A 12,908-nucleotide genomic window follows, 5' to 3' on the forward strand; every position below is an offset into this window, starting at 1 on the left:
CCACCTCGGTAGTGCCCGCCGCTGGCCGGCATCAATGCGGTGGGTGCCGACCGTTGGTCGGCACTCCTTATTCCGCCACCACGCGGCCGCGCAGCGAATTGGTCAGCGCTTCAGTGATCACCACGTCCACGAACTGGCCGATCAGGCGCGGGTGCGCCGGGAAGTTCACCGAACGCATGTTCTCGGTCTTGCCGGTCAGTTCATTCGGGTTCTTGCGTGAAGGACCTTCAACCAGCACGGCCTGTACGCTGCCGACCATCTTCTCGGAGATGCTTGCAGCGTGCGCGTTGATGCGTTCCTGCAGGCGCGACAGGCGAGCGTGTTTTTCCGCATCGCTGATCGTGTCTTCCAGGTCCGCTGCCGGGGTGCCCGGCCGACGCGAATAGATGAAGGAGAAGCTGTGGTCGAAGCCGATGTCCTCGATCAGTTTCATGGTCTTCTCGAAATCCGCATCGGTCTCGCCGGGGAAACCGACGATGAAGTCCGAACTGATCGAGATGTCCGGACGTACCGCACGCAGCTTGCGGATCTTCGACTTGAATTCCAGTGCGGTGTAACCGCGCTTCATCGCCGACAGCACGCGGTCGCTGCCAGCCTGCACCGGCAGGTGCAAGAAGTTGGCCAGCTGCGGCACATCGCGGAACGCATCGATCAGCGAATCGCTGAACTCCAGCGGGTGCGAGGTGGTGAAGCGGATGCGGCCAACGCCATCGATCTCGGCGATGGTGCGGATCAGCAGGCCCAGGTCGGCGAGCTCGCCATCGCCATACGGCCCGCGGTAGGCGTTGACGTTCTGGCCGAGCAGGTTGATCTCGCGCACGCCCTGCGAAGCAAGCTGTGCCACTTCCACCACCACGTCCTCGAACGGGCGGCTGACTTCGGTACCGCGCGTGTAGGGCACCACGCAGAACGAGCAGTACTTGGAGCAGCCTTCCATGATCGACACGAACGCCGACGCGCCATCGGCACGTGGTTCGGGCATGCGATCGAACTTCTCGATTTCCGGGAAACTGATGTCCACCTGCGGGCGCTGCTGTTCGCGACGGGCGCGGATCAGTTCCGGCAGGCGATGCAGCGTCTGCGGGCCGAACACCAGGTCGACGAACGGCGCACGCTTGATGATCGCCTCGCCTTCCTGCGACGCCACGCAACCGCCGACGCCGATGATGACCTCACGGCCCTGGTTCTTCAGGCTCTTCCAGATGCCCAGCTGGCTGAACACCTTCTCCTGCGCCTTTTCGCGGATCGAGCAGGTGTTGACCAGGATGACGTCGGCGTCTTCCGGGCGATCGGTCAGTTCCAGGCCATCACTGGCGGCGAGCACGTCGGCCATCTTGGCCGAGTCGTACTCGTTCATCTGGCAACCGTGGGTCTTGATGTACAGCTTGCCTTTCACCTGGTCGGGCTTGCGCGGACCGGCGGGCAGGGCAACGAGCGGGGTACCGCCCGGCGTGGCGGGCGGAAAGACGTCTGGCGTCCCGGTCATGGCGCTTAATCCATTCGGGTGGCGGGAAAGGGGGCGATTCTACCCGCATCCTGCGCCACCCGCCGCGCCCTTGTAGAGCCGAGCCCACGCTCGGCTGCTCTTCCCGCTTGCCATGCATGGGGCAGCCAGGCACGGCCTGGCTCTACTGAAACCAGCCGAGCGTGGGCTCGGCTCTACAAAGGAAACCCTGCGAATGCCTTACGCCGCGATCAGCTCGGCATCGATCTGCCGCGAACGATCAAACGCGGTCATCGCGCTCATCCGTTCGATGTAGGCGGCCGTCGCCGGTGCTGGCTGCACCAGGCCGAACGCACTGGTCCATGCCAGTGCATTGCCCCACAACACGTCTGCCGCACTCATCACCTCGCCCAGCAGATACGGCCCCTGCGCCAGCTGTGCTTCGATCACCTGCAGCACCGTATCGGCGTCGTTGTAGGGCGACATCGCATGCGGCGGCGGGTCGCGACGCATCGCCCGGTCGATCATCGCCGGCTCGAAGCAGGCGCCGTAGAAGGCCATCCAGCGCAGATAGGGGCCGCGCAGGGCGTCGCCGATCGGTGGTGCCAGCCCGGCTTCCGGGTACAGGTCGGCCAGGTACAGGTAGATCGCCACCTGCTCGGTCACCAGAGCGCCGTTGTGCACGATGGCCGGCACCTTGCCCATCGGATTGATCGCCAGGTAGGCCGGGGCCAGGTTGGCGCCAGCCTTCAGGTCCAGCACCTGCATGCGGTAGTCGGCGCCCAGTGCTTCAAGCAGGGCCACCGCGCCGCTCGAGCGTGAACGGGCGGCGTGGTAGAGGGTGATCTGGCGTGACGTCATGGCATTGCTCCTTGCAGGTGGTGGTGAAGTGGGGCCCATGCTGGGGCACAATTGCGGACGACTTCTGTCCGCGATCCGTCATGCGCCATACCGCCCATCGTCTGCTTCGCCTGATCTCGCTGCTGCAGGCCCGCCGCCACTGGTCCGGTGCCGAGCTCGCCGAGCGCATGGGGGTGGATCGGCGCAGCATCCGCCGCGATGTCGAACGCCTGCGCGAGCTGGGATATCCGGTGCAGGCGTCGGCCGGCGTAGGCGGGGGCTACCGGCTGGGCGCGGGGGCACCGGTGCTGCCGATGCTGCTGGACGAGGAAGAGGCCACCACGCTGGCGATTGCCCTGCGCGCAGCGTCGGCTACGGTCTCCGGCATCGATGACACCGCACGCGGCCTGCTGTCCAAGCTCGACCCGCTGGTGCCGGCGCGTCGCCGCCAGCAGGCCGGCGAAGTGCATGCGGCCACTGCGACCCTGTCCGATCTGCCATCCACCGATGCGCGCCTGCTCGGGCGGCTGGCCCAGCACTGCCGGCAGGCCGCGCGGCTGGCCTTCGAATACCGCAGCGCGCAGGACGCGGTGACGCAACGGCAAGTCGAGGCCCAGCACCTGGTCAACTACGGGCGGCGCTGGTATCTGCTGGCCTGGGACCTGGGCCGGCAGGACTGGCGCACGCTGCGCGTGGACCGGATGGGGGCGGTGCGGCACCTGCCCGAACCCGGCCTGCACCGGCGAACCCCGGCGCCGCCCGATGTGATGGTGCGGCAGGCGGTCAGCCAGGCGCCGTTCGCGCTGCAGGCCATCCTGCGCCTGGCCGGCAGTGAAGCGGAGCTGGCCGGCCGCATTCCGCCCTGGTGCGGCGTGCTCGAGGCTGACGGCGCAGACCATTGTCTGTTGCGGATGGGTGCGGAAAGCCGCGGCATGATGCTGGCGCAGATCCTCAGCCTGGATCGCCTGCCGGTGGCACTGTGGACCACGCCGGCCGAGCTGCGCGAGGAGCTGGCCCAGCGTCTGACCGGGCTCAGCCAGGTACTGGCCGTGCCCGCGGTCACGGTCTGAGCCGTCGCCCTTGGCAAGCCGCAGCGAAGCTGGGACACTCGCGGCCATGAAGGGGAGACTGGGGACAACGGCGATCATCATCGCTGCGCTGACCGCTGCGCCGGCCAGCGCCGGCACCCTGTACAAGTGCCTTGGCGCCGACGGGGTCACCAGCTATGTCAGCAAGCGGGTGGCCGGTGCCCAATGCAGCACCATCAGCTACACCCGCAGCGCGGGCAGGGCGGTGCGTGCCCCGGTCGCCACTTCGGTGCCGGTGCCAGCACCTGCTGCAGTGGTGGCCAGTGCCGAGCGTAATCCGGTCGCGGTTGCCGCCAGCGCTGCCAGTCCCGCTGTCGCACCGACTCCGGTACCCGCGGCAGCGTCCACGCCGGGCGCTCCACGCGGCGGCAAGATGGTCAGCGGACAGGTCTATTCGTACATGCAGGACGGGGTGCGCCACTACACCAGTGCACGCCCGACCCAGGTCGCCAACCTCGGCCCGGTACGGACCATCCGCTACAGCTTCATGGAGCGCTGCTACGCCTGCGGGGTCAATCCACGCGTCGATTTCGGCAGCGTGCGCCTGAACACCACGGCCTTCCAGAGCGAGATCACCTCGGCTGCACGCGAATTCGGGGTGGAAGAGGCGGTGGTTCGCGCGATCATCCACGCCGAATCGGCCTACAACCCGACCGCGCTCAGCCGTGCCGGTGCGCAGGGCCTGATGCAGCTGATGCCGCCCACCGCCGCGCGCTTCGGCGTCAGCGATTCCTACGACGCCGGGCAGAACATCCGTGGCGGCGTGCAGTACCTGGCGTGGTTGTTGAAGCGCTTCAAAGGTGATCTGACCCTGGCCGCGGCCGGTTACAACGCTGGCGAAGGCGCGGTCGATCGCCATGGAGGCGTGCCACCCTACAGCGAGACCCAGTATTACGTGCGAAGGGTAGGGCAGCTGGCCGAGCGTTACCGCACCGCCCTGACCCATCAGTAGGTGCCGACCGTTGGTCGGCACACCTTCAAGCGGGTAGGTGCCAACTGTCAGTCGGCACACCTTGAAAAGAGTTGTTGCAATGCGTTGTGTGGCGCGCGACGGTTCCGCTACACTCGACCGAGATTCAATGCGGCTCTGGCCCCCACCGGAACCGCTGGCAGCCTTAAAGCTACCTAATCAATATCGGAGTGCCGGATGGCCAACGATGGGGTACACGATCCAGTCAACACCGGACGTCGGCGTTTTCTTACTGCCACCACAGCCGTGGTGGGCGCCGTCGGCGTCGGATTCACCGCAGTTCCTTTCATCAAATCCTGGAACCCCAGTGCCCGCGCCAAGCTTGCCGGCGCACCGGTGGTGGCCGACATCAGCGCCCTGCAGGAAGGCCAACGCCTGATCGTGGAATGGCGTGGCCAGCCGATCTGGATCGTCAAACGGTCCAAGGCGATCCTCGATGCGCTGCACGGGCTGGATGGCCGCTTGAAGGACCCCGAGTCCGGCGAGAAGGACCAGCAGCCGGAGTACGTGCTCAAGCAGAACCCCGAGCTGCGCTCGATCAAGCCCGAGATCTCGGTGCTGGTCGGTCTGTGCACGCACCTGGGCTGCTCGCCGGAAATGGTGGGTGAAATCCGCCCCGAGCCCTACGACCCACAGTGGAAGGGCGGCTATTTCTGCCCCTGCCACAAGTCGCGCTTCGACATGTCCGGCCGCGTCTTCAAGGACGTGCCCGCACCCATCAACCTGAAGGTGCCCGCGCACCACTACCAGGACGACAACACCATCATCATCGGTGTCGATCCGCAGGGGGCTGCCTGATGTCCAACATCCTCAGCCGTACCGCCACCGGCGTGGCCGACTGGGTCAATGCCCGCGCGCCGGGGTTGATGCCGATCTACCGCAAGCATGTCAGCGAGTACTACGCGCCGAAGAACTTCAACATCTGGTACTACTTCGGCTCGCTGGCGCTGCTGGTGCTGGTCAACCAGATCGTCACCGGCATCTTCCTGACCATGCACTACAAGACGAATGCCGCCGAAGCATTCGCCTCCATCGAATACATCATGCGTGACGTGGAGTGGGGCTGGCTGATCCGCTACATGCACTCCACCGGTGCCTCGCTGTTCTTCATCGTGGTCTACCTGCACATGTTCCGCGGGTTGCTGTATGGCAGCTACCAGAAGCCACGTGAACTGGTGTGGATCCTGGGCATGCTGATCTACCTGGTGCTGATGGCCGAGGCCTTCATGGGCTACGTGCTGCCGTGGGGCCAGATGTCGTTCTGGGGCGCCAAGGTGATCATCTCGCTGTTCGGCGCCATTCCAGTGATCGGCAACGGCCTCACCGAATGGATCATGGGCGATTACCTGCCCAGCGACGCCACGCTCAACCGCTTCTTCGCACTGCACGTGATCGCGCTGCCGCTGGTGCTGTTGCTGCTGGTGGTGCTGCACCTGGGTGCGCTGCATGAAGTGGGATCGAACAATCCCGATGGCGTGGAGATCAAGAAGGGGCCGAAGGGCAACCGCTGGTCACCGAATGCGCCGACCGACGGGATTCCGTTCCATCCCTATTACACGCTCAAGGATGGTGTCGGTGCGGGCTTCCTGCTGGCCATCGCGGCCTTCATCATCTTCTTCGCGCCGGCCTTCGGTGGCCTGTTCCTGGAACACGACAACTTCACCGAAGCCAACCGCCTGGTCACCCCCGAGCACATCAAGCCGGTCTGGTACTACACGCCGTACTACGCGATGTTGCGGGTGGTGCCGAACAAGCTGGGCGGCGTGATCGTGATGTTCTCGGCCATCGCCATCCTGTTCCTGGTGCCCTGGCTCGACCGCGCCAAGGTCAAGTCCTACCGCTACCGCGGCTGGCTGTCGCGCGGCCTGCTGGGCATGTTCGTGGTGTGCTTCGCGTGGTTGATGGTGATCGGCTCCGGTCCTGGTACCGATGCGCACGAGACCTATGTCGGGCGGGTGCTGACCTTCCTGTACTTCGCCTTCTTCATCACCATGCCGATATGGACAAGGCTGGACAAGACCAAGCCGGTACCGGAGAGGGTGACCACGCATGACTGAGCGCTGGATGGTCCGGCTGGCCCTGGCGGCCGCCCTGATGCTGGGCAGTACCCTGGCCATGGCCGCCGAGGGCGGCACCAAGCTCCTGCAGGCCGGCAACGACCTGGGTGACCGGGCGTCGCTGCAGCGCGGCGCCCAGCTGTACATGAACTACTGCAGCGGCTGCCACGCATTGAAGTACCTGCGCTATTCGCGGATGGGCGAGGACCTGGGGCTGAGCGAGGAAGAGGTGATGAACAACCTCAACTTCACCGGCTCGGCGATCGGCGATCCGGTGCCGGTGGCAATGCCCAAGGAGCAGGCCGAAAAGTGGTTCGGCAAGATGCCGCCCGACCTGAGCCTGATTTCGCGGGTACGCGGCAGCGACTGGATCTACACCTACCTGAAGTCGTTCTACCTGGACAGCAGCCGCCCGCTGGGCTGGAACAACGCGCTGTTCGCCAATGCATCCATGCCCAATCCGTTGTGGGAGATGCAGGGCCTGCAGCACGCAGTGCATGGCAAGGCCGAAGCGCCGGGCATGGACCCGCCGGTGACCGGCCTGCGCATTGAAAGTCCGGGCTCGGTCGATGCGGGCCAGTACGACCAGGCCGTGCGCGACATCACCAACTTCCTCGAATACGCCGGCGAACCGGCCGCGCTGAAGCGGCAGCAGCTCGGTGTCTGGGTGATCCTGTTCCTGGCCCTGCTGACCTTCCTGGTGTACCTGCTGAAGAAGGAATACTGGAAGGACGTGCACTGATCCAGAGCCGGCCATTGCATCGGGCCTATTGGCTTTTGTGATGGTCGGTTGCACACTCGGGGAGGAGTCGACCGCCAGCACGGTGCTGGCGGCGCCGATGCGGCAGGCGGTCTCCTGTCGTAGGAGAGCCTTTGATGGCGGCGAGCGTACGCATGCGCAATACACTGACGCTGTTTTCCTCGAACGACGATGTACTGTGCCACCGTGTGCGCCTGGTGCTGGCGGCCAAGGGCGTGAGCTTCGACTTCGTTCCGGTCGATCCACAGAACCCGCCGGAAGACCTGATCGATCTCAATCCGTACCATTCGGTGCCGACCCTGGTCGAGCGCGAGCTGGTGCTGTACGCCGCGTCGGTGGTCAGCGAGTATCTGGACGAGCGCTATCCGCACCCGCCGCTGATGCCGGTTGACCCGCTGTCGCGCGCGCGCATCCGCCTGGCCATGCTGCGTATCGAGCATGACTGGGTGCCGCAGGTGCAGGCGATCCAGCTGGGCAACAAGACCCAGGCAGAGGCAGGGCGCAAGCGGCTGAAGGAACTGCTGACGGCCTCGCTGCCGTTGTTCAAGGCCAGCAAGTTCTTCCTCAACCCGGAAATGAGCCTGGCCGACTGCGCGATGGCGCCGATCATCTGGCGCCTGCAATCGCTGGACGTGCCGTTGCCGAAGGACAGCAAGGCCATCGAGGACTATGGCAACCGGATCTTCCGCCACCCCGGTTTCGTCCGCAGCCTGACCGATCAGGAAAAGAAACTGCGCGATCTGCCGGGCTGATCCGGCATCCGCTTTCCCGTCTGCACGCCGACCGGCGTGCAGGCGATCCGCCCCGGCAGGGGCGTCGGGCGCTACACTTCACGCATGACCGAAGACTTCTTCCACATGACCAGCCACCGCCCGTACCTGTTGCGGGCACTGGTGGAATGGATCAACGACAACCAGCTGACTCCGCACATCCTGGTCGACGCCGGCGTTCCCGGCGTGCAGGTTCCGCCTTCGGCCGTCAAGGACGGCCGGGTGGTGCTCAACATCGCCGAGCGCGCAGTCGTGCGGCTGGTGATCGACAACGAGTCGGTGAGCTTCTCGGCGCGCTTCTCCGGTACCAGCTATCCGGTGCAGGTGCCGATCAGCGCGGTGCTGGCGGTGTATGCCCGCGAAACCGGGCAGGGCATGGCGCTGCCGGACGACATTCCCGGTGGCGAGCCGGCGCAGGCCAGTGATGAGCTGCTGCACGACGATCAGCAGACGCCGCCTGACGACACGCCGCCCGCTGGTCCGCCGCCCAAGGGCCGCCCGACCCTGCGCGTGGTCAAGTAGTTTCCGCAGCTTTTCATCCACGCATGGCGTGGATCTACCGGCGCGATATCCAGTAGATCCACGCCATGCGTGGATGCTTCTGCTCACACATCCTCGGCATCTTCATTGTCGGTGCGGATCTGGCTGATCCGCGCCGCGCCCGGGCCGGTGAAGGAAATCAGCTGGTCGCCGCGCAGCACCATGCGGCCGACATGGCGATCGATGCCGTCGTAGGAATACTCGAACTTGAAGGTGCGCTCGAAACCGAGCCGGCCATCTTCCCCGCGCGACAGCCGCAGGCCCGTGGCGTGCACCGCCTGGTCCAGCCACTGCACATCGGCGGCGCGGCAGGCATTGCGGCCCAGTTCAACCGCACGTTCGGCGGCCGAACGCGCTGCGTTCCAGAAGAAGTAGACGATACCGCCGGCAATCAGCAGGATCAGCAGGGTGGGCATGGCTTCAGCCGTCAGGTGTCGATCCGCCAAAGATGGCGACGAATGGCGACCGGATCAAGCTGCATGTGCTCAGCGATCGCTGCCAGTCTCCGTTGCCGGCTGCAGCGGTACCGGTGTCGGTGCCGCGGGTACCGCCGAGGGACGCGGTGCAGTGGCATTCAACTGCAGCAGTGCGGCCCAGTCCTGCCGGTTGAAGCTGCACTCGTCCTCGCGACCCGGTGTGCAGGTCGGGTCGATGCCGGTGGTGTCGCGCTCGCGCGGCGGCGGCAGCTTGATCATGCCGGTGCGATCCAGTTGCAGCAGGCGCATCGCCACGGTGTTCATGACATTGCCGCCCACCAGATAAAGCGTCTGGTCGCCACCGAGGTTGGCAGCCACCACCACTTCGCAATGCGACTTCCAATGGCCGACCGAGCCGTTGCCCAAGGCCTGCACCAATCCGCTGTAGCTGAGTGTGCTGCTGCGGTCGCGCAGGAAGCACAGCAGGTCGCCCGGTGCCGGCTTGGCGGTGGCCGGGTCCACCAGGCGGTAGGGCACGCCGGAAGGGCCTGCCTGGTAGGCGGCGCGGATGTAGTCGATATGGCGTGGGGAGGTATTGAAACCGGGTACGCCGGCACGCACCATCACCCAGGAAATGAACGCCGCAGACCACGGATTGTCGATCAGGAACGCGCGGCAATCGCTGTCGGTGTAGCGCGTTCCCAGCGGGGCCAGGCAACTGCTGGCACCGGGCTGGCTGCCCAATGCATTCAGCGTGCCGCTTTCGCGCCAGTAGCTGCTGACCCGTTGCCAGGCGATCAGGCCATTGTCGGCCAGATGATCGCTCTCGGCCTCGGTGACACTGAGACTGGCGGCGCGGCCGTCACGGTCGATGAAGGGGCGGAACCAGAGGCGATGCTCGTTGCAGGCAGTGTTGCGGATGGCGATCGCCAAAGGGCTCAGGCCGAAACGCGGGGGTACATCGCAGGCTTCGACGGCGGCGGCCGAGAAGGGCGCTGCGGCCAGCAGCAGGCAGGCAGGCAAGAGCATCCGGCGCATGCGCGGCTCCTGTGGGGGATGGTCGCAGCGTCGCAGCGCTGTTGTGAACGCCGGGTGTGAGAGCGGTAGTGCCGGCCGCTGGCCGGCAACATCACGATCCGCGAATCCACCCTCAACCTGGCGGTGGACCCAGCTTCAACGACAGATCAATGGCCTGCACGTGCTTGGTCAGGCCGCCGATGGAAATGCAGTCCACGCCATCTTCAGCGATCGAACGCAGGCCGCCGAGGCCGACGCTGCCGGACACTTCCAGAGGAATGCGGCCTTCGGTGATGCGCACCGCTTCGCGCCGCAGCTCCGGGCTGAAGTCGTCCAGCAGGATGCGTTCACAGCCGGCCTGCAGCGCCTGCCGCAGCTGTTCCAGGTCCTCGACCTCGACCACCAGTGGCAGTTGCGGCCATTGCCGGCGGGCGGCCGACACCGCGGCAGCCAGTGAACTGGCCGCGCGGATGTGGTTCTCCTTCAGCATCACCGTGTCGTACAGGCCGAAGCGATGGTTGTCACCGCCGCCGCAACGCACCGCGTACTTCTGCGCCAGGCGCAGGCCGGGCAGGGTCTTGCGGGTATCGAGGATGCGCGTGCCTGTCCCTTCCACCGCAGCCACATAGCGGGCTGTGGTGGTGGCGGTGCCGGACAGGGTCTGTAGGAAATTCAGCGAGGTGCGTTCGGCGCTGACCAGACTGCGGCTGCGCCCCTGCAGCAGCGCCAGCACGGTACCGGCGCTGACATGGTCGCCTTCGGCTACACGCCACTCGATCTGCACGTCGGCATCGAGCGCGCGATGGGTGGCATCGAACCACGGGCGGCCCGCGATCACCGCATCCTGCTTGCACAGCAGGTAGGCGCTGTCGGGCTGGTCGGGCAGCAGGGCGGCGGTAACGTCACCGCTGCCCAGGTCCTCGGCCAACGCGCGCGCGACATCGGCCGCGACGACGGCTGGATCCGGCGTCGGCAGCGCGTTCATGCGGTCGGGAAGTCGGCGATCTGTGCGGTCGGGATGGCCTCTTCGGCCAGCAGCACCGGAATACCGTCGTCGACGCGGAATACCTGCTTGCGGTCGCGGGTGACCAGGGCTTCGCGCAGTGGCTGCGCCAGCGGGTTGCCATCGGCGCGGTTGACGGAACCGGCGGCGATCGCCCGGTTGAGGGCTTCCAGGCCCTTGCCATCCAGCAGGGACAGGGGCTGGCGGGTATCGGGCGACACCAGCAGGTCGAGCAGCTTGCGATCCATGGTTCTTCGTCTTGCGTGGAAGATGGCTAGAATACGTCTTTAAGGCAGGTGACGGCCAATGACCCCCAACCCGATCGCGCCGCTTGTCGGCATCGTCATGGGTTCCCGCTCCGACTGGGAAACCATGCAGCACGCCGCCCAGAAGCTTGAAGCCCTGGGTGTTCCGTTCGAAGTGAAGGTGGTGTCCGCGCATCGGACGCCGGATGTGTTGTTCAGTTATGCCGAGCAGGCGGGTTCGCGCGGGCTGCGCGCGATCATTGCCGGCGCCGGCGGTGCCGCGCATCTGCCGGGCATGATCGCGGCCAAGACCGCAGTGCCGGTGCTGGGCGTGCCGGTGCAGTCCAAGGCCCTCAATGGCATGGATTCGCTGCTGTCGATCGTGCAGATGCCGGCCGGCATCCCGGTCGCCACCTTCGCCATCGGCAATGCCGGCGCCTCCAATGCCGCGCTGTTCGCCGCGGCGATGCTGGCCAGCGACCAGCCGGCGATCGGCCAGGCGCTCGATGCTTTCCGCGCGCGCCAGACCGAAGACGTGATGGCCCACGACGATCCGCGCCAATGAGCCTGACCGTCGGCATCCTCGGCGGCGGTCAGCTCGCCCGCATGATGGTCCTGGCTGGTGCGCCGCTGGGACTGCGCTTCGAACTGTACGATCCGGCGGCCGATGCCTGCAGCGGCCCGCTGGCGCCGCTCACCGTCGGCGCATTCGATGATCGGCAGGCGCTGGCGGACTTCGCTGCCAAAGTCGATGTGGTGACTTTCGATTTCGAGAACGTGCCGGCTGACAGCGCGCAATGGCTGGCCGACCGCGTGCCGGTCTACCCGCCGCCGTCGGCGCTGGCCGTGGCCCAGGACCGGTTGAGCGAGAAGACCCTGTTCCAGCAGCTGGGTATCCCGCTGCCGGCGTTCGCCGATATCCGCAGCCGCGACGAACTGGCCGCCAAGGCCGCCGAATTCGGTCTGCCGTGCATCCTCAAGACCCGCCGCCTGGGCTACGACGGCAAGGGCCAGTTCCGCCTGCGCAGCGAAGCGGACATCGATGCGGCTTGGCAGGCGCTGGGTGCGCAGGTCGAGCGCACCGGCCTGATCCTCGAGGGCTTCGTCGCCTTCCAGCGCGAAGTCAGCGTGGTGGCCGTGCGCGGTCGCGATGGCAGCTTCCAGGCCTGGCCGGTCACCGGCAACTGGCATGTCGACGGTGTGCTTTCGGCCAGCGTGGCACCGGCGGTGCTGTCCGCTGCCGAGCACGAAGCGGCGATCGGCTATGCCCAGCGTGTCGCCGAGCACCTGCAGTACGTGGGTGTGTTCGCGTTGGAGCTGTTCTGCCGCGACGGTGAACTGCTGGCCAACGAGATGGCGCCGCGTGTGCACAACTCCGGTCACTGGACCATCGAAGGCAGCGAAACCTCGCAGTTCGAGAACCACCTGCGCGCGGTGCTCGGTCTGCCGCTGGGCAGTACCCGCATGCTTGGCCATGCCTGCATGCTGAACTGGCTGGGGGCGATGCCTGACCCGACGCCGGTGCTGCAGCAGGCCAGCGGCCATTGGCACGACTACGGCAAGGAATCGCGTGATGGCCGTAAGGTCGGTCACGCCACCCTGCGCGATGATGATGCCGGTGCACTGGCCGATGCGTTGGTGCAGGTTGGGCTGGAACTGGACCGTCAGGCCCAGGTGGCTCCAGCGGTGCACGCGCTGCGCAACGGCTGATCAAACGGGGCCGGCCGGCGGACGCCGCTGATCCAGGTAGTGCCGGCC

15 protein-coding genes are annotated in these 12,908 nt (G+C 66.2%); 9 read left to right on the top strand and 6 right to left on the bottom strand.

Annotated features, from left to right (window positions below; genetic code table 11):
* Positions 1–67: 67 nt before the first annotated feature.
* Together miaB and HFK18_RS03010 are read right to left on the bottom strand one after the other, a co-directional pair.
* On the bottom strand, positions 68–1,486 hold the full coding sequence (gene miaB, locus HFK18_RS03005) for a tRNA (N6-isopentenyl adenosine(37)-C2)-methylthiotransferase MiaB (RefSeq protein ID WP_180164277.1): 1,419 nt from the start codon (positions 1,484–1,486) through the stop codon (positions 68–70).
* A 198-nt stretch (positions 1,487–1,684) separates the two neighbouring features.
* Complete coding sequence (locus HFK18_RS03010) at positions 1,685–2,305, bottom strand: glutathione S-transferase family protein (RefSeq protein WP_105163793.1); 621 nt, start codon at positions 2,303–2,305, stop codon at positions 1,685–1,687.
* An 80-nt stretch (positions 2,306–2,385) separates the two neighbouring features.
* Here HFK18_RS03010 and HFK18_RS03015 point away from each other — a divergent pair, with 80 nt between their 5' ends.
* The 7 genes from HFK18_RS03015 to HFK18_RS03045 all read left to right on the top strand — a co-directional run bounded on the left by HFK18_RS03015 (position 2,386) and on the right by HFK18_RS03045 (position 8,451).
* Positions 2,386–3,354: a WYL domain-containing protein gene (locus tag HFK18_RS03015; RefSeq protein ID WP_180164280.1), complete on the top strand. Its 969-nt coding sequence runs from the start codon at positions 2,386–2,388 to the stop codon at positions 3,352–3,354.
* Positions 3,355–3,400: 46 nt separating this feature from the next.
* Positions 3,401–4,324 (top strand): lytic transglycosylase domain-containing protein, encoded by a 924-nt coding sequence (locus HFK18_RS03020; protein WP_180164282.1) that lies wholly within the window; start codon positions 3,401–3,403, stop codon positions 4,322–4,324.
* A 195-nt stretch (positions 4,325–4,519) separates the two neighbouring features.
* Positions 4,520–5,140 (top strand): ubiquinol-cytochrome c reductase iron-sulfur subunit, encoded by a 621-nt coding sequence (gene petA, locus HFK18_RS03025; protein ID WP_025875286.1) that lies wholly within the window; start codon positions 4,520–4,522, stop codon positions 5,138–5,140.
* Positions 5,140–6,399 (top strand): cytochrome bc complex cytochrome b subunit, encoded by a 1,260-nt coding sequence (locus HFK18_RS03030; RefSeq protein ID WP_180164284.1) that lies wholly within the window; start codon positions 5,140–5,142, stop codon positions 6,397–6,399. Before petA ends, HFK18_RS03030 begins: the two co-directional genes overlap by 1 nt.
* Positions 6,392–7,141: a cytochrome c1 gene (locus tag HFK18_RS03035; protein WP_099820023.1), complete on the top strand. Its 750-nt coding sequence runs from the start codon at positions 6,392–6,394 to the stop codon at positions 7,139–7,141. Before HFK18_RS03030 ends, HFK18_RS03035 begins: the two co-directional genes overlap by 8 nt.
* Before the next feature lie 134 nt (positions 7,142–7,275).
* Positions 7,276–7,911 carry a glutathione S-transferase N-terminal domain-containing protein gene (locus HFK18_RS03040; RefSeq protein WP_089240017.1) on the top strand — a complete coding sequence of 212 codons (636 nt, stop codon included), beginning with the start codon at positions 7,276–7,278 and terminating at the stop codon, positions 7,909–7,911.
* 84 nt (positions 7,912–7,995) lie between these two features.
* On the top strand, positions 7,996–8,451 hold the full coding sequence (locus HFK18_RS03045; protein ID WP_089240019.1) for a ClpXP protease specificity-enhancing factor: 456 nt from the start codon (positions 7,996–7,998) through the stop codon (positions 8,449–8,451).
* Between the two features lie 83 nt (positions 8,452–8,534).
* Here the strand turns inward: HFK18_RS03045 and HFK18_RS03050 are convergent, their stop codons facing one another.
* The 4 genes from HFK18_RS03050 to HFK18_RS03065 all read right to left on the bottom strand — a co-directional run bounded on the left by HFK18_RS03050 (position 8,535) and on the right by HFK18_RS03065 (position 11,153).
* A complete protein-coding gene (locus HFK18_RS03050; RefSeq protein ID WP_180164286.1) occupies positions 8,535–8,885 on the bottom strand; it encodes a DUF3301 domain-containing protein in 351 nt (116 codons plus the stop codon).
* A 69-nt stretch (positions 8,886–8,954) separates the two neighbouring features.
* Positions 8,955–9,923 carry a DUF2272 domain-containing protein gene (locus HFK18_RS03055; RefSeq protein ID WP_180164288.1) on the bottom strand — a complete coding sequence of 323 codons (969 nt, stop codon included), beginning with the start codon at positions 9,921–9,923 and terminating at the stop codon, positions 8,955–8,957.
* Positions 9,924–10,035: 112 nt separating this feature from the next.
* Entirely contained in the window at positions 10,036–10,887 is an 852-nt protein-coding gene (nadC, locus tag HFK18_RS03060) for a carboxylating nicotinate-nucleotide diphosphorylase (RefSeq protein ID WP_180164289.1), read from the bottom strand.
* On the bottom strand, positions 10,884–11,153 hold the full coding sequence (locus tag HFK18_RS03065; protein ID WP_099820028.1) for a Trm112 family protein: 270 nt from the start codon (positions 11,151–11,153) through the stop codon (positions 10,884–10,886). Before HFK18_RS03065 ends, nadC begins: the two co-directional genes overlap by 4 nt.
* A 58-nt stretch (positions 11,154–11,211) precedes the next feature.
* Between HFK18_RS03065 and purE the strand changes: the two genes are divergently transcribed.
* Positions 11,212–11,715 (top strand): 5-(carboxyamino)imidazole ribonucleotide mutase, encoded by a 504-nt coding sequence (gene purE / locus HFK18_RS03070; RefSeq protein ID WP_099820029.1) that lies wholly within the window; start codon positions 11,212–11,214, stop codon positions 11,713–11,715.
* Entirely contained in the window at positions 11,712–12,860 is a 1,149-nt protein-coding gene (locus tag HFK18_RS03075) for a 5-(carboxyamino)imidazole ribonucleotide synthase (RefSeq protein WP_100552078.1), read from the top strand. The genes purE and HFK18_RS03075 overlap by 4 nt, the downstream gene beginning before the upstream one ends.
* Positions 12,861–12,908 lie beyond the last annotated feature (48 nt).

This window comes from Stenotrophomonas sp. SbOxS2 (assembly GCF_013416715.1).
In the GTDB taxonomy this organism is placed as follows: domain Bacteria; phylum Pseudomonadota; class Gammaproteobacteria; order Xanthomonadales; family Xanthomonadaceae; genus Stenotrophomonas; species Stenotrophomonas lactitubi.